The 25,255-nt window shown below is 45.0% G+C and carries 20 protein-coding genes; 7 read left to right on the top strand and 13 right to left on the bottom strand.

The window, feature by feature from the left end; all coding sequences use genetic code 11:
• Positions 1-18 precede the first annotated feature (18 nt).
• From ACHUFI_RS11480 to pilM, 4 genes are read right to left on the bottom strand one after another with little or no spacing between them, the layout of a single operon-like run.
• Positions 19-537: a pilus assembly protein PilP gene (locus ACHUFI_RS11480; RefSeq protein WP_394249230.1), complete on the bottom strand. Its 519-nt coding sequence runs from the start codon at positions 535-537 to the stop codon at positions 19-21.
• On the bottom strand, positions 524-1,117 hold the full coding sequence (locus ACHUFI_RS11475) for a type IV pilus inner membrane component PilO (RefSeq protein WP_394249228.1): 594 nt from the start codon (positions 1,115-1,117) through the stop codon (positions 524-526). The genes ACHUFI_RS11480 and ACHUFI_RS11475 overlap by 14 nt, the downstream gene beginning before the upstream one ends.
• Positions 1,110-1,709 carry a PilN domain-containing protein gene (locus tag ACHUFI_RS11470; RefSeq protein WP_394249226.1) on the bottom strand — a complete coding sequence of 200 codons (600 nt, stop codon included), beginning with the start codon at positions 1,707-1,709 and terminating at the stop codon, positions 1,110-1,112. The genes ACHUFI_RS11475 and ACHUFI_RS11470 overlap by 8 nt, the downstream gene beginning before the upstream one ends.
• Positions 1,693-2,712, bottom strand: a complete 1,020-nt coding sequence (pilM, locus tag ACHUFI_RS11465) for a type IV pilus assembly protein PilM (protein WP_394249224.1) — start codon at positions 2,710-2,712, stop codon at positions 1,693-1,695. Before pilM ends, ACHUFI_RS11470 begins: the two co-directional genes overlap by 17 nt.
• Before the next feature lie 156 nt (positions 2,713-2,868).
• On the opposite strand from pilM, the gene ACHUFI_RS11460 reads away from it, so the two are divergent.
• Entirely contained in the window at positions 2,869-5,403 is a 2,535-nt protein-coding gene (locus ACHUFI_RS11460) for a penicillin-binding protein 1A (protein ID WP_394249222.1), read from the top strand.
• Positions 5,404-5,469: 66 nt separating this feature from the next.
• On the opposite strand, the gene oxyR is transcribed toward ACHUFI_RS11460, so the two are convergent.
• Positions 5,470-6,363 (bottom strand): DNA-binding transcriptional regulator OxyR, encoded by an 894-nt coding sequence (oxyR, locus tag ACHUFI_RS11455; RefSeq protein WP_394249220.1) that lies wholly within the window; start codon positions 6,361-6,363, stop codon positions 5,470-5,472.
• Positions 6,364-6,582: 219 nt separating this feature from the next.
• Between oxyR and ACHUFI_RS11450 the strand changes: the two genes are divergently transcribed.
• Together ACHUFI_RS11450 and ACHUFI_RS11445 are read left to right on the top strand one after the other, a co-directional pair.
• On the top strand, positions 6,583-7,311 hold the full coding sequence (locus ACHUFI_RS11450; RefSeq protein WP_394249218.1) for a glutathione peroxidase: 729 nt from the start codon (positions 6,583-6,585) through the stop codon (positions 7,309-7,311).
• Between the two features lie 258 nt (positions 7,312-7,569).
• Positions 7,570-9,036, top strand: a complete 1,467-nt coding sequence (locus tag ACHUFI_RS11445) for a dihydrolipoyl dehydrogenase (RefSeq protein WP_394249216.1) — start codon at positions 7,570-7,572, stop codon at positions 9,034-9,036.
• Positions 9,037-9,117: 81 nt separating this feature from the next.
• Here ACHUFI_RS11445 and ACHUFI_RS11440 read toward each other — a convergent pair whose 3' ends face one another.
• A complete protein-coding gene (locus tag ACHUFI_RS11440; protein WP_137358559.1) occupies positions 9,118-9,480 on the bottom strand; it encodes a RidA family protein in 363 nt (120 codons plus the stop codon).
• A gap of 88 nt (positions 9,481-9,568) precedes the next feature.
• Between ACHUFI_RS11440 and ACHUFI_RS11435 the strand changes: the two genes are divergently transcribed.
• Positions 9,569-9,835 carry a DUF3624 domain-containing protein gene (locus ACHUFI_RS11435; RefSeq protein ID WP_394249214.1) on the top strand — a complete coding sequence of 89 codons (267 nt, stop codon included), beginning with the start codon at positions 9,569-9,571 and terminating at the stop codon, positions 9,833-9,835.
• A gap of 164 nt (positions 9,836-9,999) precedes the next feature.
• Here ACHUFI_RS11435 and argH read toward each other — a convergent pair whose 3' ends face one another.
• From argH to argC, 4 genes are all read right to left on the bottom strand, one after another.
• Positions 10,000-11,874 (bottom strand): argininosuccinate lyase, encoded by a 1,875-nt coding sequence (argH, locus tag ACHUFI_RS11430; protein ID WP_394249212.1) that lies wholly within the window; start codon positions 11,872-11,874, stop codon positions 10,000-10,002.
• A 282-nt stretch (positions 11,875-12,156) separates the two neighbouring features.
• The gene (locus ACHUFI_RS11425) at positions 12,157-13,368 is read right to left on the bottom strand and encodes an argininosuccinate synthase (RefSeq protein ID WP_394249210.1); all 1,212 of its coding nucleotides are present in this window, start codon (positions 13,366-13,368) and stop codon (positions 12,157-12,159) included.
• A 104-nt stretch (positions 13,369-13,472) separates the two neighbouring features.
• Positions 13,473-14,261: an acetylglutamate kinase gene (gene argB, locus ACHUFI_RS11420; protein ID WP_394249208.1), complete on the bottom strand. Its 789-nt coding sequence runs from the start codon at positions 14,259-14,261 to the stop codon at positions 13,473-13,475.
• 12 nt (positions 14,262-14,273) lie between these two features.
• Positions 14,274-15,278 carry an N-acetyl-gamma-glutamyl-phosphate reductase gene (gene argC / locus ACHUFI_RS11415; RefSeq protein WP_394249206.1) on the bottom strand — a complete coding sequence of 335 codons (1,005 nt, stop codon included), beginning with the start codon at positions 15,276-15,278 and terminating at the stop codon, positions 14,274-14,276.
• A gap of 154 nt (positions 15,279-15,432) precedes the next feature.
• Here argC and argE point away from each other — a divergent pair, with 154 nt between their 5' ends.
• From argE to ACHUFI_RS11400, 3 genes are all read left to right on the top strand, one after another.
• On the top strand, positions 15,433-16,569 hold the full coding sequence (argE, locus tag ACHUFI_RS11410; protein WP_394249204.1) for an acetylornithine deacetylase: 1,137 nt from the start codon (positions 15,433-15,435) through the stop codon (positions 16,567-16,569).
• 257 nt (positions 16,570-16,826) lie between these two features.
• Positions 16,827-19,457: a phosphoenolpyruvate carboxylase gene (gene ppc / locus ACHUFI_RS11405; protein WP_394249202.1), complete on the top strand. Its 2,631-nt coding sequence runs from the start codon at positions 16,827-16,829 to the stop codon at positions 19,455-19,457.
• 348 nt (positions 19,458-19,805) lie between these two features.
• The gene (locus ACHUFI_RS11400; protein WP_394249200.1) at positions 19,806-20,345 is read left to right on the top strand and encodes a PadR family transcriptional regulator; all 540 of its coding nucleotides are present in this window, start codon (positions 19,806-19,808) and stop codon (positions 20,343-20,345) included.
• 87 nt (positions 20,346-20,432) lie between these two features.
• Here the strand turns inward: ACHUFI_RS11400 and metF are convergent, their stop codons facing one another.
• The 3 genes from metF to ACHUFI_RS11385 form a co-directional block, all read right to left on the bottom strand.
• On the bottom strand, positions 20,433-21,332 hold the full coding sequence (metF, locus tag ACHUFI_RS11395; RefSeq protein ID WP_394249198.1) for a methylenetetrahydrofolate reductase: 900 nt from the start codon (positions 21,330-21,332) through the stop codon (positions 20,433-20,435).
• A gap of 264 nt (positions 21,333-21,596) precedes the next feature.
• Positions 21,597-24,008, bottom strand: a complete 2,412-nt coding sequence (locus ACHUFI_RS11390) for a bifunctional aspartate kinase/homoserine dehydrogenase II (RefSeq protein ID WP_394249196.1) — start codon at positions 24,006-24,008, stop codon at positions 21,597-21,599.
• Positions 24,008-25,192 carry an O-succinylhomoserine (thiol)-lyase gene (locus ACHUFI_RS11385; RefSeq protein ID WP_394249194.1) on the bottom strand — a complete coding sequence of 395 codons (1,185 nt, stop codon included), beginning with the start codon at positions 25,190-25,192 and terminating at the stop codon, positions 24,008-24,010. Before ACHUFI_RS11385 ends, ACHUFI_RS11390 begins: the two co-directional genes overlap by 1 nt.
• Positions 25,193-25,255 lie beyond the last annotated feature (63 nt).

Raw genomic sequence — 25,255 nt, 5'->3', positions numbered from 1 at the left:
CACAACAGGATAAGTGGGTTATTTCAGGGCTAGCTTCACATTGCGTTTGTGCCAACAACCTAAGCCATCTGGTAACGTTTCATTGATCAATACGTACTTGTTGGTGACTTTCGTCACTCTGCCGTTATTCAGACCTATAAATTGGCCATTTTTTATTTTGACTACATTGCCAGAAGGAGTTTGGACTAACCCGGAAACGGAACTACCACTACCCATGACTCCTTTTAGTCTCAATTTACTGAGCGGATACTTCTCAAGCTTGCCCGTTTTTGAGCGAGCTCTTGGTTGCCAGCAATCTTTTTTGACTATCGGCTGATTTTGCACAATCGCTTCTTTAGGAAGGACAAAGGGAGGCCGCTGGTCATGTTGTTGATAACGAGCGGCCACAAAATCAATCGAAGGGGTAAGCTGTTCGATATCTTTTCGAGCCTTCGCTTCAACTTGAGAAACAAAGTCCGATAAAGACTCATTGTTTGCCTTACACCCAGCAAGCATTACGAGAATGGCGCAAGCGAAAGCGACTTTATTTATCTTCATCTTTCACCTCAGGCTTAAACTGGTAGGTGTATGCACGAACACGAAAATGGAGAGTGCTGCTTTCTTGACTCACTCGCTGCCAATGCACATCATCGAAGCTAATGATCCTAGGTAACTTCGCAATCGCGGCAGAAAAGTCGCCAATGCTGTGGTAATCCCCGGTGAGTTCGATGTTTAACGGCAGCCGGTATAAAAACTCTTTGTTTTGCTTTTCGCCCCAATCAATCCGAGTAAATGTTAAGTCGTTATCGAGCCCGAGCTCATTGACAGAAGCGAGCATACTGGCGAGCTCCTTCTGGACAGGTAACTGCTGCAACAAATAATCGTAACGGCTTGTTAGCTCATCAACTTGTGTTTGTAGCTTTGGCAGTGTCGCGACTTTGTTCGCTTTGATTTGCAGGGTCGTTTTAAGCGTTTGCTCTTGCTGCTTCAGTTCATCTAGCGCTTCTTGCTGAGGCATGACGTAAAACCACACCCCGAAGCCTTGAATCACGATCATTAATAACAGCACAACCAACAGTTGAGGAAATAAAGGCCACTCGGTAATTTCATCGATATCTAGGTCTTGCAGACTAATCATGATGATCACCTCCAACCTTGGCCTGTAAACTCTCGTCATTAAAAGTCACCGGCTTCAAAGAGAAAGAGACTTTGAAAGTTTGAAACTCTTTATTGAAACGCTTTCGATTATGGATAATCGAATGCATCTCGACATCCTTCAGTAACTTTGAGCGTTCTAAGTTATCGAGCATAGTCGCTAATCGAGCGGTACTATCACTGATCCCCGATAGTTCCAAGTCTTGACCGTTCATTTTGATTTTGTCGACATACACACCTTCAGGGATCATCTCCGGCATGATATTCATGAACTCAGTCGTTTTATTACGGCCGGTTTGGAGTGACTCCACCACATCTAGACGAGTCAATATGGCTTGATGCTCTTGCTCGGCAAGTTTTAAAGAACGAATTCGATTATCAAGTTGGGCGATATATTGCTTTAGGTAACTGAGCCTAGCGTGCTGTATGCCCTGCTGTTCTTTGAAGTGAAGCCCAACAGCCCACTGAGCAATCACGGCCATAATCGTCCCAAACAACAGTAACCCGATAAAACGTCGTCTATGCTGGGCTCGTATTTCATCTCGCCAAGGTAATAAATTAATTTGATGCAACATGCTTGGTGGCCTCCCATTGAAGTCCACTAATCGCTAGACCAGCAGCAAAGCCAAATACCTGCCAATCCACATTGTTACGCCTTTTCTTGGTCATCTTATTTTCAAACAGGCTTAATGGATTCAATAACTCACACTCTAATTTGAGTTGTCGTTCCAACTCTTCTGCTAATAAAGGAATCGTCGCCCCTTCCCCCATTAGCCAAATACCTGCGATAGGCTCTGACGCATTCACCGACAAGTACAAATGCAGTTGGCGCTTAAGCCGCTCTATTAGCTCATTGATAAAAACCTGTGTCTGCTGACCCGCCTCTAACCAATCCCCTTCTATATTGTTATCCGCATTAAGGTGACGAGTCCCGAAAGGTATATCTTTGTAGTAAGGCGTTTGGTTGCTTGGAAGTAAGCCCAATGAAGTTTGATTCACACCAACATCCACCAGTAACCAGCGTTGCTTATCCGGATTTAGCCTCGTAGCTAATTGCCACACATTCAGTAGACTATGAGCCTGAATATCTACAACGACAGGTTGAAAACCAGCTTTCCGCATGGCTTCCGAGCGGCTTTCTACCACTTCCTTTCGCGTGGCGTACACCTGATAGCTTGTTGTTGTACTCTTGTTTAATCGCTTCTCTTCCGTCTCAACGAAATCCAAACTTAATTCTTCGATGGGAAAGGGAGATTGATGAGCAAATGTCTGATAGATAGCAAACTCTTTTTCTCGGTGCTCTAGTTCGCTATCTATTTGTAAGACCTTACTTATTACCGCGCTGTCAGGCACAGATATCGCCACTTTCCGACTAAATAACGGCAAGCCCTTTCTTAGTTCTTTGAGTTTCTTTACAATTTTCTGATACTCCAAGGTATGGTTATCAGTGAAAATGTCGTCAGAAATGGCTAGCTCCTTGTAACCCACTAACGCAAACAGCTCTCCGGCTGGCTTCAGCACCACAGCTTTTATGCTATGACTGCCTATATCTATACCTGTAATTAATGATGACCCCATGTAACCTAGCTCCTGAAATGCTCAGCTTTCTCGTTTGCTTAGTTTGAAAAGGTTGTGATTATTGGTTAAATAAGCGTTAATAAACGAAAGCTAATTTTTTAGCCTAGAGTACAAGGGTTTGCAGCTTAACAGCCTTAACTAATCAGGGATTATCCGGTGAAGTTCATAAAGCGATTATTCATATTTTCATTGATTTGCATGATTCTTGGAGTCAGTACAATTATTGGGTTTTATTATTATGTAAAACCTGAATTGCCAGATGTAGCGACACTTCGAGATGTCGAGCTTCAAACTCCAATGCAAGTATTCAGTCAAGATGGAAAACTCATTTCCCAGTTCGGTGAAAAGCGTAGAAATCCAGTCACTTACGATGAGATACCTCGACACTTGGTCGAAGCATTAATTGCGACTGAAGACAGCCGATTTTACGACCATCCGGGTATCGACCCTATCGGTATTACTCGTGCAGCAATCGTTGTTGCGATGTCGGGTTCTGCAAAACAAGGTGCGAGTACCATTACTCAGCAGCTTGCGCGTAACTTCTTCTTATCTAATGAGAAAACGTACATGCGTAAGATTAAAGAGATCTTCATTGCGATCCACATTGAGCAACTGCTTAGCAAAGAAGAGATCATGGAGCTGTACGTAAACAAGATCTTCCTTGGCCACCGCTCATATGGCTTCGGCGCAGCAGCGCGTGTTTACTTCGGTAAAGATCTTCCAGATCTAACCCTAAGTGAGCTAGCTACGCTTGCAGGTATGCCAAAAGCACCATCAACAATGAACCCTATCTATTCTGTTGAACGTGCAACCAACCGTCGTAACGTTGTATTACGTCGTATGTTGGACGAGAAATACATCACTCAAGCAGAGTTCGATGAAGCTCGCAGTGAAGAGCTGATCTCGAAGTACCACGGTGCAGAGATTGAACTCAGCGCGCCTTATGTTGCAGAAGTTGCACGTGCTTGGATGGTAGAACGCTATGGCGAAGCCGCTTATACATCAGGCATGAAAGTGTACACAACGGTAGATTCAAAACTTCAAGCTGCAGCTAACCACGCGACCATCAAAAACTTGTTAGCTTATGATGAACGCCACGGTTACCGCGGTGCTGAAAAAGTCCTTTGGGAAAATGCCTCATCCGCATGGGACCAAGAGAAAATTGAAAAGCATCTACGTTCACAGCCTACCTATGGTCAATTGCTTCCAGCTGTCGTCACCAGTACAGACAAACAAGAGGCAACGGCCTGGGTTAAAAATGTGGGTACAGTACAAATCGATTGGCAAGGCATGAGCTGGGCTCGAAAATTCTTAACTGATGATCGTCAAGGCCCTGAACCAAAATCGACTCAAGATGTGTTAGCTGCCGGTGAACAAATTTGGGTAAGAAGTGTAGAGCTACCGATAGAAGGGGCTGATGAAAATGCCGAGCAACAAGTCACTTGGCGACTCAGCCAAGTCCCGAATGCCAATACCGCATTTGTGGCGATGAACCCAGAAAATGGCGCGATCATCTCTTTGGTTGGTGGTTTCAACTTTGTGCACAACAAGTTCAACCGTGCAACTCAATCCGTTCGCCAAGTGGGCTCAAGCATTAAACCTTTCATTTATTCAGCAGCGATTGATAAAGGCCTCACGCTCGCATCGCTGATCAATGATGCCCCAATTAACCAATGGGATAAAAGTCAAGGTACCGCCTGGCGTCCCAAAAACTCTCCACCAACCTATGTGGGACCTACTCGCCTACGTATCGGCTTAGCACAATCAAAAAACGTAATGGCAGTACGAGTGCTGCGTGACGTTGGCTTAGATGACACTCGCAATTACCTCACTCGTTTTGGGTTTGATATTAGCGATCTCCCGCGTTCTGAAACCATTGCTCTAGGCGCGGGAAGCTTAACGCCAGTGAAAATGGCTCAGGGTTACTCGGTATTTGCCAATGGTGGTTACTATGTCGAACCTTTCTACATAAGCCATATTGAAAGCCCATTTGGAGATGTCGAATTTGAAGCGTCACCAAAAATCGTGTGTCACGATAACTGCGAGCAACCTGCAGAATCCGACGCGATGGCTGATGAGTTTGCTGAACAAGATGTCGATGCTGAAGTTCAATACGCTCCGCAAGTCATTTCAGAACAAACGGCATTCTTAGTCCGTGAAATGATGTACAGCAACATTTGGGGTGGTGGTAACTGGCGTGAAGGAACTGGTTGGAACGGCACTGGTTGGCGTGCTCAACCACTCAAACGTCGCGATATTGGTGGAAAGACCGGTACGACTAACGACTCTAAAGATGCATGGTACAACGGCTACGGCCCAGGTATCGTTGCAACGGCTTGGGTAGGGTTTGACAACCACACTCGTAAGCTTGGTAAAACTAAGCCAAATAAAAACTTAGGTAAGAACCAAATTAGTGGTGGTGAAGCGGGGGCGAAAACCGCTCAGCCAGCTTGGGTTGATTTCATGGGAACTGCACTGGCAGATGTTCCAGCTCAAAGAAAGCAATTGCCGGAAGATATCGTTCGTGTACGCATCGACCGTAACACCGGCCTATTAACGAATAAGTTTGATGGTTCATCGATGTTTGAGTTCTTCCTAAAAGGTACTGAACCAACGGAATACGTCACAGAAACTCTGACTGATGATATTTACTCCACATCAAGCTCAGGTGAAAGCGAAGAACTCTTCTAAGTCTAGGTAGAACAAAAAAGGTTGATGCAATGCATCAACCTTTTTTATTGCTCGCGAAGTATTGTTTTAATCACACAACTCGAGCTGCTGCTTAATTGATAAAGCCAATTGTTCAAAACGCGCTTTAAGCGGGGAGCCCGGGCGGTAAGCCACGACAATTCGGCGTGAAGGCGTTGGGTTTACAGCAGGCAAATAGCAGACTCCGTCCTTTTTCTTTTCTGGTGGCAATGAGAGCTCAGGTAATAAAGTAATCCCCGCTCCTGCTGCCACCATATTTCTCAACGTTTCCAAGCTAGTTGCTTTAAAACGCTCATCATCTTTTGCGCCAGCAGCAAAACAAAAACCTAACGCTTGGTCACGTAAACAATGACCATCTCCTAACGCTAAGACTGTTTTACCATTAAGCTGAAGCATATCGATTTCTTCTTGCTCTGCCCATTCATGATCGCAAGGCACTGCAACACTCAATGGCTCGTCGTAGACATCAATCTCTTTAAACCCTGACGTTTCATCTACCGCGGCCAAGACCAAACAATCGAGTTTGCCGTCTTCCAGTTGGCTTACCAATTGATGAGTTTGAGCTTCGTGTAAGTAAAGCTCTAAGTCTGGAAAGCTTTCTTTCAAATGAGGAACAATCTTAGGAAGTATGTATGGCCCAACCGTTGGAATGAAGCCAATGTGCATCGGCCCACTCATCGATTCGCCATGACCACTCGCCATCTCTTTAAACGTTTTTACCTCAGCCAAGATTCGCTTCGCTTGTTCAACAAGCTGAAGGCCTGACTCCGTAAAAATCACCTTTCTCGGGCTACGCTCTGTCAGCTGAAGTCCAATTTCATCTTCAAGTTTACGTATTTGCCCACTGAGAGTTGGTTGACTCACAAAACACGCCTCGGCCGCTTTTCTGAAGTGTTTATGCTCCGCAAGCGCTACCAAGTATTCAAAGTCACGAATGTTCATGATCAGTCTCTTACCTCAGGTTTTAATAAGAACAACAGGGGGATAAATCGAGACATTTTAAAACAAAATGCTCTTGATAGAATTTACCTATCAAAACCATAACATCAAACGATTAGAGCTATCAAAGAATTTATCGAATAATAGGCTCAACGAAACGAAACAGAGCGCAGAAAACGCTAAGCTCTGAAAGAATCAAATTAGAAATTTAAGGAAACCATTATGTTTGCATCTAAAGAAGGTCAATCAATCCCTCAAGTAACATTCCCAACTCGCCAAGGCGATGCATGGGTTAACGTAACGACAGATGAGCTATTCAAAGACAAGACAGTTATCGTATTCAGCCTACCAGGCGCGTTTACTCCAACATGTTCGTCAAGCCACTTACCTCGTTACAACGAACTACACTCAGTGTTCAAAGAAAATGGCGTTGATGAAATCCTATGTGTTTCGGTAAACGACACATTCGTAATGAACGCATGGAAAGCAGACCAAGAAGCAGAAAACATCACATTCATTCCAGATGGTAACGGCGATTTCACAGACGGCATGGGTATGCTAGTTGAGAAAAACGACATCGGCTTTGGCAAACGTTCATGGCGCTACAGCATGCTGGTTAAAAACGGCGTGGTAGAAAAAATGTTCATCGAAGAAGACGTAGCAGGCGACCCGTTCAAGGTTTCTGATGCTGATACTATGCTTAACTACCTTGCTCCTGAGCACAAAGAGCAAGAGTCAATCACAGTGTTCACTAAGCCAGGCTGCCCTTTCTGTATGAAAGCGAAACAGAACCTAATCGACAAAGGTCTAAACTACGAAGAAGTCGTACTAGGTAAAGACGCAACAACAGTAAGCTTACGTGCAATCTCTGGTCGCACTACTGTTCCTCAAGTCTTCATCGGTGGTAAACACATTGGTGGCAGCGAAGAACTAGAAGCTTTCCTAGGCTAATCACTAGCAAATCGATAAAGCTTAGTCATAAAAGAACTTAAGCAATATCAGCTAACCCACCCTCTTGTGGGTTAGCAACTCCAAACCGCTCTTATCTGAGTTTTGGAAAGACAACATAGCTTCGGCTCGTTACGTTAAGAGTCCAGCTAAAACAAATAAAACAAAATCACAAAACTGGCCCGCTATCCTGACTCAAAAAAATCACTTGAGTTGGAGGGGTTCGTTCAAACTAAATTTAGCTATTGCGAGAAAATTATTATGGAACAAGTCAATGTAGATGTAGCAGTTATCGGGGGCGGTACGGCAGGTCTAGGGTCTTACCGCGCTGCAAAAGCACACACTGACCGTGTTGTGATGATTGAAGGCGGCCCTTACGGTACAACCTGTGCTCGTGTTGGTTGTATGCCATCTAAACTGCTTATTGCAGCAGCAGAAAGCGTACACCACATCGAGAAAGCTCCGGCTTTTGGCGTTCACCCACAAGGGGCTATCGTAATTAACGGTCGTGAAGTGATGGACCGAGTGAAATTTGAACGTGACCGTTTTGTTGGTTTTGTTTTAGAAGGCGTTGATGAAATTCCAGAGCAAGATAAAATCTCTGGCTACGCAAAATTCTTAGACGACAGCACACTACAAATTGATGACCACACGGTTGTGACGGCTAAGCGTATTGTTATCGCGACAGGCTCTCGCCCAGCATACCCAGCCGTTTGGAATGAACTGGGTGACCGTCTAATCATTAACGATGACGTGTTCAACTGGGATGATTTACCAGAATCGGTTGCCGTATTTGGCCCTGGTGTCATTGGCCTTGAGCTTGGTCAGTCACTACACCGCTTAGGTGTTAAAACAAAACTGTTTGGTTTGGGTGGTCAAGTTGGCCCAGTAACCGACCCAGAAGTAATGGCTTACGCAAACAAAGCCTTCAATGAAGAGTTCTACCTAGATGCCGACGTAAAAATCGAAAGCATGAAACGTATTACCACTGAATCGGGTGAACCGCGTGTCGAAATCCAATTCATCAACAAGCAAGGCGACCTAGAAACTAATATTGTTGAGTACGTACTCGCAGCCACAGGTCGTCGCCCTAATACGGACAAGCTTGGCCTAGAGAATACTTCTCTTGAGCTTGATGAGCGTGGTGTGCCAATCGCAGATCACTACACGCTACAAACATCACTTCCATCTGTCTTTATTGCAGGTGATGCAAGTAACCAACTGCCTCTGCTACATGAAGCCGCAGACCAAGCGCGCATTGCAGGTGATAACGCAGGTCGCTTCCCTGAAATCCGTGCTGGCCTACGCCGCTCTAAAATCTCAGCGGTATTCTCTGATCCGCAAATAGCAATGGTGGGTGAAACCTACAAAGAGATCACAGCCCGCTTAGGTACATGTGGCTGTTTCGCAACGGGCGAAGTATCTTTCGAAAACCAAGGTCGTTCACGAGTGATGCTACGCAACAAAGGTATCCTGCACGTGTACGGTGAGCAGGGCACAGGCCGCTTCCTTGGCGCTGAAATGATGGGACCAAACGCAGAACACTTAGCTCACTTATTAGCATGGGCACATCAGAACAAGATGACGGTTTCTGAAATGCTAGACATGCCGTTCTACCACCCAGTAATCGAAGAAGGCGTACGAACAGCACTACGTGACCTTAATGCGAAGCTGCACCTTGGTCCTGAAATGGTGAAACATTGTCTAGATTGCGGCCCTGGTTGTTAATCATTAGACTCACCAATTAAGTCCTAAATACTAAAAAGGAAAGCCAATGGCTTTCCTTTTGCATTTCTATTATCTAAGAAATTAACAACAGCTACTGTTTTTCTCAGCCGCAATCACGGAGATCTCAACAAGAAGTGCTTCTCGAGCCATGTCGCCTGTAACACATGCACGAGCTGGCGCGTGACCTTCAGGTACCCATGCGTCCCATACCGCATTCATCTCTTGGAAATCATCCATCGACTTAAGGTAGATTGTCGCTGATAGCATGTGCTCTTTATCACTGCCTGCTTGTTCTAGCAATGCTTCAACTTTATCTAGCATCGTCTGAGTTTGCTCTGTAATGCCTTTAGTCGCATCGGCACAAACTTGGCCACATAGGTAAATAGTACCGTTATGCTTCACGATACGGCTCATACGCTGTTTAGTTTCTTGACGAACAATCATGCTAATTCTCTCATTCAGTTAGGATGCCGTCCTCGGCATTCGACATGTTATAGTTGAATAGATAAGGATAACGCGAATAGAGCCCAAGATGACATGCCCTCATTGCAATAAAGAGAACAAACTTAGCCAAAAACTTGGCCGATGCCATCGATGCATGATTCAGCTGACCGTGTTATCTATCGTAGGCTGGGGAATATGGTGGGTAGTATTCAGAGATTCCTCCAAAAGTATCAATTCGATTACTTTGATAATGGCGAACTCCGCTTTCAACGGTTTGCTCACACTCCACTTATTAATGAAGTTTATTTTTCTGCCTCTACGCAGTCGAGGGAAAACCCCCTCAAATCGCAGATAGAAAAAAGCCCCAAAACCAATCGGTTTTGGGGCTCTCCTAGATATATTTCTAAGAAAAAGCAGTGGTACTTTAATAGACCGGCTGCTTTCTCATTAGTTCCCAAAAGTATCGATCTTTTTTGATCTTTTTTTGAGAATTCATTTCAACCCATTACAATCAATTACTTATGCTACATTAACCTTTGCAATCATTTGTTCCATTAGATTCACTTCCAAGGCAACTTCATCACAAGCATGCTGACGAGGACACTGGTCGCAATCTTTTAGCACCTTTTCAGGTAGCAGAGATTTCGACGTTGGTAAGAAGTCATGTTTCATAAAGAACTCAGGTGTACGAGTCAGTACAAACACTTTCTTAATCGCCATTTGGCGCGCTTTCTCTACCAAGTGTTGAACAATCGCAGTGCCCTGCCCTTGACCTTGCCAACCGGCTTCAACACCCAGTGAACGAATTTCTGCTAAGCCAGAGTCATACACATAGAGCGATGCACAACCCGTCACTTCACCATGGTGTTCTGCGACCGCAAACGAACCAATATCACGCACTAATTCATTACGAGAACGCGGTAGGTTTTCACCCATATTCGCCCAGTAAGCGACCATGCCTTCTAATGCTTCGATGTCAGTCAAACGAGCTGGACGAACCTTGACGATTGAGGTATCACGCTGCGCCAAACGCTTCTCAGCTTGGTCAACGGCATAAGCCACTTGCTTCGGTGATACACCACCAAGCGCACTACGTTTTTCTAAGCACGACTCAATCGTTAGAATGTCATACACATCTTCTTCAATCACTTCAGAGAACTCTTTCATCTCTGCAATGCTTAGTTCTTCTAAAGCACAGCCTTTCGAAATTGCCGCAACAACGGTCACCCCAACAATATGGTGCGCTTCACGGAAAGGAATGCCTTTCGCTACTAGGTAGTCAGCTAACTCCGTTGAGTTAGCGTAACCTTGTTTCGCCGCTTCAAGTGTACGCTCACCGTTCACTTTAATACCGTCAAAACACAGTGCCGCCATTTCCATACAATCATTCCAAGTGTCTAAAGCGTCGAACAGACCTTCTTTATCTTCTTGCATGTCTTTGTTGTAAGCTAAAGGCAATGCTTTCACTGTCATCATCATGCCAGCAAGTGAACCATAAACACGGCCAGTTTTACCACGGATAAGCTCTAGCGCATCTGGGTTTTTCTTCTGTGGCATCAGAGATGAACCAGATGTCACGGTATCCGCTAACTCGATGAAGTTTGATTCACCAGAGTTGTAGAAAATCATATCTTCAGCAAGGCGCGAAAGGTGAAGCATAGAAATAGAAGCGATCGACATCAGCTCCATCACATGGTCACGGTCAGAGACTGAATCTAGAGAGTTGCGCGTTGCACGACGGAAACCTAAGTTGTGAGCTAGCTCTTCACGGTCCATTGGATACGCAGTTCCCGCAAGAGCACCAGAACCCAGCGGACATGTATCTAGACGTTTGATTGCATCACTCAGACGAGAGTAATCACGCTCGAACATTTCAACGTAAGCCAAACACCAGTGAGCAAAAGTCACTGGCTGAGCACGTTGCAAGTGAGTATAACCAGGAAGCACGGTTTCTTGATGCTGAGAAGCAACGTTGACCATTTGGCTCTGTAGACGATCAAGCGCCAGTAGTAGCTGATTACCTTGCTGACGACACCATAGTTTCAGATCGGTCGCCACTTGGTCATTACGAGAACGGCCAGTATGAAGCTTTTTACCCAAATCACCGACTTTGCCGATAAGTTGTTGTTCAACCCAGCTGTGAATATCTTCTGCATCAGAACGTAGAATCTGTTCAGGATCTTCCATCACTTCAAGTTTTAGCTCATTTAGCGCTAACTCAAGCTTCTGCTGTTCTTCTTCAGTTAATACGTTGACCGACAGTAGAGCTTTAGACCAGGCGATAGAGCCCACAATGTCTTGCTCAGCGAGTCGGTAATCAAAACGAAGTGAATCGTTAAAATCTTTAAACCGCGTATCTGCTGCTTGGGTAAATCTTCCGCCCCATAATGCCATTGTGTCTCTCCTAAATGCTCAGTGCTAACTGTCTAGTGCAACTCGTAATTCTAATTATGAATTCAGTATTTATCTGATGGTTCAAATCTACGGTAATTCAAAGTAAAAATAAAGTATAAATTCATTATTTTTACATATTTATTCAATCAATTGTCGTTTTAAAGATTTATACAGTTCAAAGTGCGAATTATAAGTAACCGCTACAAAAAAAACGAAGCCTATTTGCTAAGCAAATAGGCTTCGTTTCAATAAGCTCTTATTTCTATATTAAGCAGTACGTTACTACTTTTGGCTATTCAATGCACGGATACGGCTTGATAGCGAGTAAAGACGGATGAAACCTTCAGCATGGCTTTGGTCGTAAACTTCATCTTCACCAAAAGTCGCAAACTCTTCTGAGTACAGGCTGTTGTCAGAACGTTTCTGAGTCACCGTTGCGTGACCTTTGTATAGCTTGATAACCACTTCACCATTCACATCCTGAGCTAGCTCTTCTGTCGCCGCTAGAATTGACTTACATAGCGGAGTGAACCAACGACCGTCGTATACAAGGTGAGAAGCTTTAACGCCTAGCTCTTCACGGAATTCAAACGCCGCTTTATCAAGAACCAGTTGCTCTACTGCACGTAGTGCTTCCATCATGATAGTGCCGCCCGGAGTTTCGTAACAGCCACGAGACTTCATGCCAACAAGACGGTTTTCTACGATATCGATACGACCAACACCGTGCTTAGCACCCTTCTCATTTAGGTAAACCAGTGCGTTGTATGGCGTCATTGTTTCACCATCAACAGCAACCACTTCGCCTTTTTCTACTTTTAACGTTACCGTTTCAGATTCGTTTGGTGCTTGCTCTGGATCGACCGTCCACGCCCAGCAATCGTCGTTTGGTGCATTCCACGTATCTTCTAGAACGCCACCTTCTGTAGAAATGTGCCATGCGTTTGCGTCACGTGAGTAAATCTTTGTCAAAGAAGCCGTACACGGGATGTTGCGCTCCGCTAGGTAATCTAGACACTCTTCACGACTTACTAGATCCCACTCACGCCACGGCGCAATCACGTGTAGGTCTGGTGCTAATGCCGCAAATGCACCTTCAAAACGAACTTGGTCATTACCTTTACCAGTACAACCGTGACACAGTGCGTCTGCGCCGACTTTACGTGCAACTTCAACCTGCGCTTTAGCGATGATTGGACGAGCCATAGAAGTACCCAGTAGGTATTTACCTTCGTAGTAAGCGCCCGTTTTTAGCGTTGGGTAGATGTAATCAGAGACCATCTCTTCTTTAAGGTCAGCGATGTAACATTCAGAAGCGCCCGATGCCTTTGCTTTCTCTTCGATACCGTTCAGTTCTTCTTCGCCCTGACCAACATCCGCAACAAACGCGACAACTTCACAATCATAGTTCTCTTTCAACCATGGGATGATCACTGAAGTGTCCAGACCGCCAGAATAGGCTACAACCACTTTATTTACTTTAACCTTGCTCATTTGAGTTTCTCCTAAATACCCGGGCCTGCGCTTGGCGGTCAGTTCCTCGGGGTGTGTTCCATTGCGTAAAAATTCTTAAACTTAACCTAGTTAAGTCAAATAAGTTATTGAGGTAAAAACTGTGTACCTATGCTTTTACCTGAAAATAGTTGCGTGAGTTTTTCTGGATAGCGCCATGTCGCCACTTCAATTGGTCGACCTAAATCATTTGCGGCTTCCAGTGCCGCTTGCACTTTAACGATCATGCCGTCGGTAATGACTTTTCCTTCAATCAGATCATCGGCCTCTTGTTGGTTTAGGCTAGAAATAAGATGCCCCTTACCATCAAGCACACCACTAACATCTGAAAGCAGAACCAGTTCAGCATCTAGGGCACCAGCCACAGCAACTGCAGCTTGGTCAGCATTTACGTTCATTAGTTGACCTTGCTCAGTCAAACCAATCGAGCTAATAATCGGTAATGCTTCAGTGGCTAAAATTGCTTGCAGCACTTGAGCGTCGCCAGGAGTCGCTTTACCAACCGCACCTAGCTCTGGATCAAGTTCTTCAACCTGACATAGTCCACCATCAGCTAAACTTAGCCCGACAGCTTTAAGCCCATCTTTAATGGCTTGACCTTGAAGTAGTTTGTTCGCAGTACCGGCTAATGCACCTGCAATCAGTGGAATTTGATCGTAAGGAGTCACTCGCAAACCGTCTTTTTTAACCGTTTCTAATTTCAATTGATTCATTAGATCGTCAACTAAGTAACCACCACCATGGACGATTACGATTGGTCGCTGCGCTTGCTGTTGGTAGCTAGAGATAGCACCAAAGAGTTTGCTTAACGTTTCAGTGCATGACAGTGCTGCACCGCCCAATTTAATGACTAAAGGTTGTTTGTTTAGGCTCATTTATAGGGTTCCTTACACTAGCGCAGTTAATGGCTGAAAACCATACCGTAAATTTAAACACTGCATCGCTTGGCTAGATGCACCTTTCAATAAGTTATCAATCGCTGAAACGACGATGATATGTTGACCTTGCACCTTAAAGCCCAAGTCACAAAATGGTGTGTTTTCAACATCTTGAATTCTAGGCAGCTTATCTTGTAGTAAGCGAACCGCTGGTTTTCCTTGGTAGGCATCCGCGAATGCTTGTTCCACTTGCTGCTCAGTCACACCTTCCGCTAACTTCATCGCAATGGTTGCTAAGATGCCACGCTTAAAGTTTCCTAAGTGCGGAGTGAAAATAACATCACTACCTAGATGAGAAGCAATTTCAGGTTGATGACGGTGGTTAAATACTCCGTATGGCTGCAAGCTCACTTCACAAAAGCTATTCGTCATACTGGCTTTACGACCTGCTCCCGTCACACCACTCGTCGCATTAATCACTGGCCATTGGTTTTCGTCGAGCAGTTTGTTTTCTACTAGTGGTTTAATCGCTAGCTGAGACGCAGTTGGATAACAACCCGCGACGGCAACCAGCTGAGCTTCTTTTATTTCTTGTTCGTTCCACTCAGCCAAACCGTAGGCTGCTTTGTCTAGCCATTGCTCGTGTTGATGTTCAAAACCATAAAACTCCTGATAGAAGTTTTCACCTTTAACGCGGAATGCACCTGACAGGTCAAACACCTGGCAATCATTCTCCAAAAAGATAGGAGCGAGATCATGGCTAACCTCATGGGCCGTCGCTAAAAAAATCACATCCGACGCTTTAGCCACTTCTTCAGGGTTCACCAAAGGTTGCACTGGCATATCAATAAGCCCAGCCAGCTTTCCATGTAATGACGCAATAGGTTTACCAGCATCAACGCTATTGGCGGATACATATAAACCTGATAGCGTAAGTTCAGGGTGCTTATTTACCATTAGAGCGAGTTCTGCTCCTGTGTATCCGCTTGCGCCAATGATCGTGGTTTTCAACATCTCAACACATCCAATTTCTTGAGGTTATTCGTATTTATTTTTGACTAATCATACTTATTTTTTAGCTTTATTTGATTTTTTATTCAATAAATATGATTTAATATGTGTTTTACCGCCTTATGGTTTTTCTGTCAATAGTAGAAGTGAAGATATTATGCAATTACCGAGTTTTCTTGAGGTCTATGAAGGCCTGATTTCCACAGCTTCCATCAGTTCAACCGATCCAAGTTGGGATCATGGTAATGAGAAAGTCATCGAAAAGATGGCAACTTGGTTTAAAGATCTCGGGTTCAGCGTTGAAGTTATCGAGGTCGAGCCTGGCAAACACAACATGATTGCAAAGAAAGGAGATGGGGAAGGTGGCTTATTGCTCGCAGGTCACAGTGATACCGTCCCTTTTGATGAGGGACGCTGGAATTTCAATCCTCACGCATTGACGGAATCCAATAATCGCTTTTATGGATTAGGCACTGCCGACATGAAAGGCTTCTTCGCTTTTATTTATGAAGCCGCAAAAAAGATAGATTGGAATAATCAAACCAAGCCACTTTACGTGCTAGCAACTTGTGATGAAGAAACCACAATGCTCGGGGCTCGTCACTTTACTGAAAACGCCCCTTTTAAACCTGACTACTGCATCATCGGTGAACCCACTAGCCTAGTGCCAATTCGCGGCCATAAAGGGCATGTTGCCAATGCCGTCAGAGTAACTGGTAAATCAGGTCACTCATCCGATCCCGCTCTTGGCGTTAATGCCATTGAGATCATGCATGAAGTGTTATTTGCCTTAATGCAGCTGCGTGACAAGCTCATAAAAGAGTATCACCACCCAGGCTTTGCGATTCCAAGCCCAACTCTTAACCTCGGTCATATTCATGGTGGTGACAGTGCTAACCGCATTTGTGGCTGTTGTGAGTTGCATTACGATGTCCGCCCGCTTCCTGGTATTAGCCTTGATGGCCTAAACAACATGCTACGTAGTGCGTTAAAAGAAGTAGAAGCAAAATGGCCAGGTAGAATCGAAATTACACCTTTACATGAACCGATTCCCGGCTACGAGTGCCAACACGATCACCCTTTCATTGGTGGGATGGAATCTGTGTGTGGAACTCAATCTGAAACCGTAAACTACTGTACTGAAGCTCCGTTTCTACAGCAGCTGTGTCCAACTCTAGTGCTCGGCCCAGGTTCCATCGACCAAGCTCACCAGCCCGATGAGTTCCTCAGCTTCGATTTCATAGATCCAACAATTGACGTATTGAGTAAGTCGATTCGTAAATATTGTTTCTAGTTATTACTCTTAATGACCCACAGTAGGAGAGTAAAACTCTTCACTTTGCGCTCCTACTGTACTTTTGTTTGCTCACCTTAAGTTGTAATAAAATTTCACTCCATATGCGATACACCGCTAATTTTTGTTTTACGTCATGAAGCAAACCAATAAATGCAAACTTAGAATGCTTTATTTGACTACAGACAGCACTTTTCGCTAGATTGTGTACTTAACAAGGAACAATGGATGTAATTTTTTTACGAGGCAGGATGACAATGAACGAGAAATACGCCGCTCTCAAGAGTAACGTAAGCATGCTAGGACGCTTGCTCGGCAACACTATTCAAGACGCACATGGCGACGTTATCTTAGAGAAAGTGGAAACTATTCGTAAACTTTCCAAATCCGCCCGCGCAGGTAACCAAGCTGATCGTGACAGCTTAGTAGAAGAAATTAAAAACCTACCTAACGAGCAACTGACTCCTGTTGCCCGCGCATTTAACCAATTCTTAAACCTCACCAACATGGCAGAGCAATACCATACTATCTCTCGCCACTGTGAGGAGCACGTATGTGAACCAGACGCGCTACAAGCACTTTTTTCTAAGCTTAGCCAGAACGATGTCAGCAAATTAGATGCTGCGCAGGCCGTACGCGACCTTAATATCGAACTTGTGCTTACCGCTCACCCGACAGAAATCACTCGTCGCACAATGATCAACAAGCTCGTAAAAATTAACGAGTGTTTATCAAAGCTTGAGTTGAGCGACCTTTCCAATAAAGAACGAGTAAAAACTGAACGCCGCCTAGAGCAACTCATTGCACAAGGTTGGCACTCAGATGTAATCCGTCAGCAGCGCCCAACCCCACTAGATGAAGCGAAATGGGGCTTCGCTGTTGTAGAGAACTCCCTATGGGAAGCCGTTCCTGATTTCCTACGCGAAATGGACGGTCGCTTGAAAGGGTACCTAGGCGAAGGGTTACCAATTGATGCTCGACCAGTACACTTCTCATCTTGGATGGGTGGTGATCGCGATGGTAACCCATTCGTGACGCACACCATAACTAAAGAAGTGCTACGCCTATCTCGTTGGAAAGCGGCGGATCTATACCTAAACGACATTAACGAGCTGATCACTGAACTATCGATGACTAAGTGCAACGATGCAGTCCGTGAATTAGCTGGTGAAGAACACGAAGCATACCGCGCGATTCTAAAAGGGTTACGTACCCTTCTTACGGATACGTTAGAAGTACTGGATGCCGAAATCCACCAAGCGGATGTTCCGAAAAAGACCACGCTTCAAAATATCGACCAGCTGTGGACTCCACTGTACGCGTGCTACCAATCTCTGCATGAGTGCGGCATGGGCGTGATTGCTGATGGCTCACTATTAGATACGCTTCGTCGCATCAAAGCGTTCGGTGTTCACTTAGTTCGCCTCGATGTTCGTCAAGAAAGTACCCGCCACTCGGACGTACTATCTGAGCTAACTCGTTACTTAGGGATTGGTGATTACGATCAGTGGAGCGAGCAAGATAAAATTGCTTTCCTAACCAATGAACTAAGCTCAAAACGCCCACTTTTACCACGTGACTGGGAACCATCTGAACCAGTAAAAGAGGTTTTAGACACCTGTAAGATTATTGCTGCTCAACCTCGTGAAGCGTTCGGCGCTTATGTTATTTCAATGGCTCGCACTGCTTCTGATGTACTGGCTGTACATTTGCTACTGCAAGAGTCAGGTTGCCCGTATCGCATGGACGTATGTCCACTGTTCGAAACGTTAGATGACTTAAATAACTCTGAAGACGTAATCAAACAGTTAATGGGTATCGATTTATACCGAGGCTTTATCCAGAACCATCAGATGGTCATGATTGGCTACTCTGACTCTGCAAAAGATGCAGGGGTAATGGCGGCTGGCTGGGCTCAGTACGATGCGATGGATAAGCTCGTGAAAGTCTCTGAAGAAGAAGGCGTTGAACTGACATTATTCCACGGTCGTGGTGGTACGGTCGGTCGTGGTGGTGCTCCAGCACACGCTGCACTGCTATCTCAACCACCAAAGAGCCTTAAAGGCGGCTTACGCGTAACTGAGCAAGGCGAAATGATCCGCTTTAAGCTTGGCCTACCTGAAGTCGCGGTCAACAGCTTCAACATGTACGCAAGTGCCATTTTGGAAGCGAACCTACTGCCACCACCGGAGCCAAAACAAGAATGGCGTGAACTGATGGAAGTGCTCTCTCAAGTGTCTTGTGAAGCGTACCGCAACGTTGTTCGCGGCGAAGAAAAGTTCGTCCCTTACTTCCGCCAAGCAACACCAGAGTTAGAACTTGGCAAATTGCCACTTGGCTCACGTCCAGCGAAACGTAACCCGAATGGTGGCGTAGAAAGTTTACGTGCCATCCCATGGATTTTCTCTTGGAGCCAAAACCGTCTGGTACTCCCAGCATGGTTAGGTGCGGGCGAAGCGATTCAGTATTCGGTTGATCAAGGTCATCAAGCGCTACTGGAAGAAATGTGTCGAGAATGGCCATTCTTCTCAACACGTTTGGGTATGCTAGAAATGGTATATTCGAAATGTAATATGGAAATCGCGAAATACTACGACCAACGTCTTGTTGATAAAGAACTATTGCCTCTAGGTGAATTACTGCGTGAACAACTGCAGAAAGACATCAAGGCCGTACTGAATGTAGAAAACAACGAAAACCTAATGCAAAGCGACCCTTGGGGACTTGAATCAATTCGTTTACGTAACATCTACGTTGAGCCATTGAATATGCTTCAAGCTGAGCTTCTTTACCGAACTCGTAAATGTGAAACACCACCTGCGGAGCTAGAAGAAGCGTTAATGGTCACAATTGCGGGTATCGCTGCAGGTATGCGCAACACCGGATAAGCAGTTATTAGAACCAACAAAAAGACAAAAGGTCGCCAATGGCGGCCTTTTATTTTGGCAAATACGTCTTATTGAGTTTTTTATCAGCTTTTTGGGATATTTTGTCCATGTATTCTACTTTATGCTTATTATTTAGATATACTACTGCTCCGCTGTGAGAGCTAATAATAAAATATTCCACAGCTTTTTGGTTCGGGAATCCGACCAATCTAGGTGATAAACGGCTTTTAAGGTGACATAACCAACGATTAAGTTGGTGTTGCTTAAACGAATTCCAACAAGTGCCAAAAGAAGCACAATTGATGTTTAAGCATTGTTTACTGTTTATTGACCATTTGGATTGAAGACATGTCATTACCACACGTAATCTTAACTGTTTTAAGTACGCGCGATGCTACTGGTTACGATATCACTAAAGAATTTTCAGCAAGTATCGGATACTTCTGGAAAGCTAGCCATCAACAAGTTTACCGTGAACTAAATAAAATGGCTCAGAATGAGCAAGTTACTTGTGTGCTTGAGCCACAAGAAGGTAAACCTGATCGTAAAGTTTATTCTATCACTGACGCTGGCCGTAGCGCTCTAGGTGAATGGTTTGAACAGCCGACTGCACACCCAACTGTGCGTGATGAGTTTTCTGCAAAGCTTATGGCTTGTGCAGTACAGCCTTCAGATGCTTACCGAGCTCAACTTGCAGAATTAGTAGAAGAGTCTCGTAAACTAGTTTCTCACTATAAAGAAATTGAATCAGCTTACTACGCAACACCAGCAACACTAGACAAGCAAGCACGTCTAGAGCGCTTAACGCTGCGTCGTAACCTAGTGATCCGTGAAGCTTGGATCTTATGGGCTGAAGAAGTTCTTCAAGAATTAGGCGCTATGGCATAAGCCATTTTATCGTCTTAAAAAAGTAAAGGCTTGAACTCCAAGAGTTCAAGCCTTTTTAATATCTAAACTATTTTATTGTCGCTGACTTTATACTGCAGCTACTTGCGGGCGAACCCCTAGAGTATGACAAAGCGCATAAGTCATTTCAGCACGGTTCAACGTATAAAAGTGGAAATCTTTCACACCTTCACGGCTTAAAGTACGAACCATATCAATCGCTTGGCTAGCACCAACTAACTGACGAGTTGTTGGGTCATCATCCAAACCTTCAAACTGCTGAGCCATCCAACCTGGTACTTTTACATTGTTCATTGCAGCAAAACGAGAAGCTTGCTTAAAGTTCGATACTGGCAAAATGCCCGGCACGATTTCAACATCGATACCCGCCGCAACGCAACGGTCACGAAAACGTAAGTAGCTTTCTACATCAAAGAAAAATTGAGTAATCGCACGGTTAGCACCGGCATCAACTTTACGCTTTAGGTTCAATAAATCAGATTGAGCACTTTTTGCTTCAGGGTGAACTTCAGGGAACGCCGCCACCGAAATATCGAAGTCATGACGAGATTTCAGTAGTTCTACTAGGTCAGAAGCGTACATTTCTGGAGCGCCACCACCTGGTGGAATGTCTCCACGTAAAGCAACGATACTTTCAATACCATTCGCCCAGTAGTCATCGGCAATTTGGATGAGTTCATCACGGCTCGCGTCGATACACGTTAGGTGCGGCGCAGCAACAAGGCCGGTTTTATCTTTAATTTCTTTAATGATTGAGTGGGTACGATCACGTTCACCAGAGTTAGCACCATATGTCACTGACACAAACTTAGGTTGAAGAGTTTTCAAGCGATGAACAGAATTCCACAATGTTTCTTCCATCTTCTCGCTGCTTGGCGGAAAAAACTCGAAAGACACATTAATATTGTCAGACAACTCAGCAATATTCTGATTTAAAGCGTCGATATGACTTGCGTGTGTATATCCCATCTTACTCTCCATGTGACCAATTCAGCCACGAAAATTCTAATCCTTAAATGACGTTTAGACGTCTATATGTCTACAGAATGTATTGAATACGATTTAATGTCAACAGATCCATTATGAATTTTTCTCAAGTAGATCGTGAGGAAACTTCAAGATAAGGAATGGAGTATTTTTATAAGATTACGCATAGATCGGGCAAAAAATAAGGCTGAAAGAGCACTATGCTACATTCAACCTTATTCTTATCATATTAGTTCGGATAGACGTCTAAAATAAGCTAGACATGCGATTCAAGTCTGATTGAATTGCACCGGCTGTAACCTCTCTACCCGCTCCAGGCCCACGGATAACCAATGGATTATCTTTGTACCATTTGCTTTCGATCGCAAAGATATTATCGCAAGGCAATAAGTTAGCGAGAGCATGTTCCTTAGATAGCGCCTCAACGCCGACGGTCGCTTTTCCGTTTTTCTCAAGGCGAGCCACATAGCGAAGTACTTTATGCTCGGCTTGCGCTTTCTTCAGGCGCTCTGCCAACTCTTCACTAAGTAAAGACGCTTTATCAAAGAAGTCATCCACCGACAGTTCTTGCAATTCAGTTGGTACTAAAGATTCGACTTTAACGTTCTCAGGCTCAATATCTAAACCAGATTCTCGAGCCAAAATCACCAGCTTACGCATAACATCTGAACCATCTAAATCAGCGCGAGGATCCGGCTCCGTTAAGCCTTGCTGCCATGCCAAATCGACCAATTCACTAAATGGTACACTGCCATCAAACTGTTGGAACAACCAAGATAACGTGCCTGAGAAAATACCAGACAACGCAATGATATCATCACCGCTTTCGCGCAAGTCGCGCACAGTATGGTTGATAGGAAGCCCCGCACCGACTGTCGCGTTGTATAGCCAATGACGACTAATCTTCGCGAATGCGTCTTGTACTTGATGGTAGTACTCACTCGATGCACTTCCTGCCACTTTATTAGCAGAGATTAGATGAATACCTTGTTGAGCAATCGCTAGATATTTTTCAGCCAGAACTTGGCTTGCGGTAACATCGAGTACAACGACTTCATCGTAACCCTGAATAGCGCCCAAACGTTCCAGCCATTCGTTACCATCATTCTCAATCGCTTCATCGTCGAAATGATCGAATACGCTCTCGGCGTTAATGCCCGCTTCGTTGTACCAATAAGTTTGGCTATCAACCACAGCAACCAAATCAAAGCTCATACCACGACGCTTTTCTAATTCACTCTTTTGCTCTGCAAATAGCTTAAGCCAGCTTGAACCGATATTGCCCTTACCACACAAAGCAATCGCAACACGTTTCTGCGCTTGGAAAAGTTGGGAGTGGACTCCCTTCACTAGCACTGGAGTTTCACTTTTACGCAGCACAGCAACTAAGCTCAGCCCTGAGGACGCTTCAGATATAAACTCGACTGGAGCGTTTTTCAGTTGCTGATAGAACCCATAGCAATGATTTGGATTTTTCGTCACCCCAGCACCGACAGCCGCGACCAGCGAGTAGCCCTCTTTTAGCTTGATCTCTGCATCCACAGCATGGTCTTGTAAGTACTCTAGAGCGCCTCCAGCGATTTCAGCCGTATAAGCAAGACGTAAGCAATTCTGATCTGGCTGCAGTTCATAAGCTAAAGGCTCTAACTGCGCACGTTTCAGACCTTCTAGAACATCCACTTCCAAACGTTCAAAATCATGTCCATGGCCAAAGTTTAGTTGCACCAATAATACTTCATCGAGAGACGTGATAATTTTTGCGCCGCGCCCAGAAGCCAACACTCGTTCAATTTGTGTTGAGCCTGCTTCCGGTTGGTAGCTGCATCGTAAACTCAAATCCATTGCGCTTTGTGCCACGGGCTGAAGCGTGCGGCTGTGTAATACCGGCGCCGCTAAACGCGCCAATTCACTTGCTTCATCTAAGCGAAGTAGAGGCAACAGACATGCATCCGACACTAAACGTGGATCCGCACTGTAGACACCGGCTACATCACTCCAAATTGTGACACGATCTACTTCTGCAAGAGCCCCAATCACAGTAGCAGAGTAATCGGAACCATTACGGCCGAGTAGTACCGTTTCACCTTCACTGTCCTGCGCCATAAAACCCGTGATAACGACACGACAATGTGAATGCTGAGCCAAGACTTCCTTAATCAAAGCGTAAGAACGAGAGCGATCTACCTCTGGCTGAGTTCCGGCTTCTGCTCTGAGAAACTCACGGGCATCTTGCGCAACCGCTTGTAAATCGTGTTGACACAGTAACGCTGATAATAAACGTGACGACCACACTTCACCGTGGCCAAGAACTTGCGCTTTTTGCGCTTCCGATAATGGCGCGACCAGTTCACCCAATGCCGTAAATTCAGTCTGAACTTGACTTGTCAAAGCCTCTGCAGTTTCACCCGTTAGCAAACCTTCAATGAGCTCTAACTGGAACTGACGTAAAGACTGCAGACATTCATGCGCCAAACGGCCATCTTTATCGAGAGCTTCAAGAAATTCGATGAGGCGATTTGTAGTTTTACCAGCCGCAGACACCACCACTAAATCATTCGTGCTCGAATATTCTTTAAGAATGTTCACGACACGTTGATAACACTCAGGGTTAGCTAAGCTACTACCACCAAATTTGTGTAATTGGCGTGATACAGTCATTAGCTTTTTTCTCCGTTATTGATGAACGCTTGTGCTTTAGCAAATGCCTGTTGCAAATCAGCAATCAGATCACCGGCATCTTCTAAACCAACAGATAGACGCAATAACTGCTGAGAAACCCCCGCCTCTTCTAGCGCAGCTTCACCCATCGCTCGGTGAGTCATCGAAGCTGGATGACAAATCAAACTTTCCACACCACCTAAAGATTCAGCCAACGAGAACAATTCAAGTTCACCCACAAAATATTTCAATGCTTCAAACGAGCCCGCAAATTCGAAGCTCAACATGGAGCCAAAGCCCGACTGCTGCTTCTTAGCGATTTCATGACCTGGGTGTTCAGGCAGGCTTGGGTGATAAATCGTGCCCACAAGTTCCTGCTCTTGCAGTGCCACTAAAATATCACGCGAGCTTTCTTCGTGAACGCGCATACGAGCACCCAAAGTACGAATACCGCGTAGCGTCATGTAGCTATCAAACGGTGTTCCCGTAGCGCCAATGCAGTTCCCCCACCACGCGAGTTCTTCCGCATGCTCTTCCGTTTTGGTGATCACAACACCACCGATAACATCCGAGTGGCCATTGATGTACTTAGTCGTAGAGTGAATAACAAAGTCCGCACCAAGCTCTAATGGCTTTTGGAACACAGGTGTCAAAAAGGTATTGTCGACAGCAACCAGTGCGCCGACTTCTTTTGCTTTGCGACACGTTTCAGCAATATCAACCACTCTAACCAACGGGTTAGATGGCGTTTCCAACAAGATCAGTTTTGGTTTCAACGCAATGGCTGCATCGAATGCTTTTTGATCGGACTGATCGACAAATAAAACTTTAAAGTCACCTTTCTGAGAGCGTGTATTGAATAAGCGGTATGTACCACCGTAGCAATCATGGGGAGCCACTATCAGATCATCACCACCTAGGAATGCTGAGACCCATAAATTCAGCGCAGATGTGCCACAGTTTGTCACCACAGCGCCCTTACCTGACTCTAATTCAAACAATGCCGTTTCTAACAGGCCTCTATTTGGGTTACCAGAGCGTGTGTAGTCATACTTTGGCACTTCACCAAAAGCAGGAAAACCATAGTTTGTTGAGAGGTAAATAGGTGGAACAACGGCATGGTGTTGAGTGTCTGACTCGATACCAGTACGAACTGCAATAGTGGCTGGCTTCCGGCTGCTCATAGGTGTTTCCTTTCAAATTGGAGGCTTGAAAATCACAGGCTCTTGTCGGGTATAAGAGCCTGT

Origin of the sequence: Vibrio profundi, assembly GCF_043642225.1 — a bacterium.
Lineage (GTDB): Bacteria > Pseudomonadota > Gammaproteobacteria > Enterobacterales > Vibrionaceae > Vibrio > Vibrio profundi_A.
This window is presented reverse-complemented; position numbering and strand designations above follow the sequence as displayed.

Bases quoted from the DNA above. Each gene is read 5' to 3' on its own strand.
- ppc (WP_394249202.1), top strand. From the start codon at position 16,827: ATGAACGAGAAATACGCCGCTCTCAAGAGTAACGTAAGCATGCTAGGA.
- ACHUFI_RS11400 (WP_394249200.1), top strand. From the start codon at position 19,806: ATGTCATTACCACACGTAATCTTAACTGTTTTAAGTACGCGCGATGCT.
- ACHUFI_RS11470 (WP_394249226.1), bottom strand. From the start codon at position 1,709: ATGTTGCATCAAATTAATTTATTACCTTGGCGAGATGAAATACGAGCC.
- pilM (WP_394249224.1), bottom strand. From the start codon at position 2,712: ATGGGGTCATCATTAATTACAGGTATAGATATAGGCAGTCATAGCATA.
- ACHUFI_RS11445 (WP_394249216.1), top strand. From the start codon at position 7,570: ATGGAACAAGTCAATGTAGATGTAGCAGTTATCGGGGGCGGTACGGCA.
- argB (WP_394249208.1), bottom strand. From the start codon at position 14,261: ATGAGCCTAAACAAACAACCTTTAGTCATTAAATTGGGCGGTGCAGCA.
- ACHUFI_RS11390 (WP_394249196.1), bottom strand. From the start codon at position 24,008: ATGACTGTATCACGCCAATTACACAAATTTGGTGGTAGTAGCTTAGCT.
- argE (WP_394249204.1), top strand. From the start codon at position 15,433: ATGCAATTACCGAGTTTTCTTGAGGTCTATGAAGGCCTGATTTCCACA.
- argH (WP_394249212.1), bottom strand. From the start codon at position 11,874: ATGGCATTATGGGGCGGAAGATTTACCCAAGCAGCAGATACGCGGTTT.
- ACHUFI_RS11435 (WP_394249214.1), top strand. From the start codon at position 9,569: ATGACATGCCCTCATTGCAATAAAGAGAACAAACTTAGCCAAAAACTT.
- ACHUFI_RS11385 (WP_394249194.1), bottom strand. From the start codon at position 25,192: ATGAGCAGCCGGAAGCCAGCCACTATTGCAGTTCGTACTGGTATCGAG.
- argC (WP_394249206.1), bottom strand. From the start codon at position 15,278: ATGTTGAAAACCACGATCATTGGCGCAAGCGGATACACAGGAGCAGAA.
- ACHUFI_RS11440 (WP_137358559.1), bottom strand. From the start codon at position 9,480: ATGATTGTTCGTCAAGAAACTAAACAGCGTATGAGCCGTATCGTGAAG.
- ACHUFI_RS11475 (WP_394249228.1), bottom strand. From the start codon at position 1,117: ATGATTAGTCTGCAAGACCTAGATATCGATGAAATTACCGAGTGGCCT.
- ACHUFI_RS11425 (WP_394249210.1), bottom strand. From the start codon at position 13,368: ATGAGCAAGGTTAAAGTAAATAAAGTGGTTGTAGCCTATTCTGGCGGT.
- metF (WP_394249198.1), bottom strand. From the start codon at position 21,332: ATGGGATATACACACGCAAGTCATATCGACGCTTTAAATCAGAATATT.
- ACHUFI_RS11480 (WP_394249230.1), bottom strand. From the start codon at position 537: ATGAAGATAAATAAAGTCGCTTTCGCTTGCGCCATTCTCGTAATGCTT.
- ACHUFI_RS11450 (WP_394249218.1), top strand. From the start codon at position 6,583: ATGTTTGCATCTAAAGAAGGTCAATCAATCCCTCAAGTAACATTCCCA.
- oxyR (WP_394249220.1), bottom strand. From the start codon at position 6,363: ATGAACATTCGTGACTTTGAATACTTGGTAGCGCTTGCGGAGCATAAA.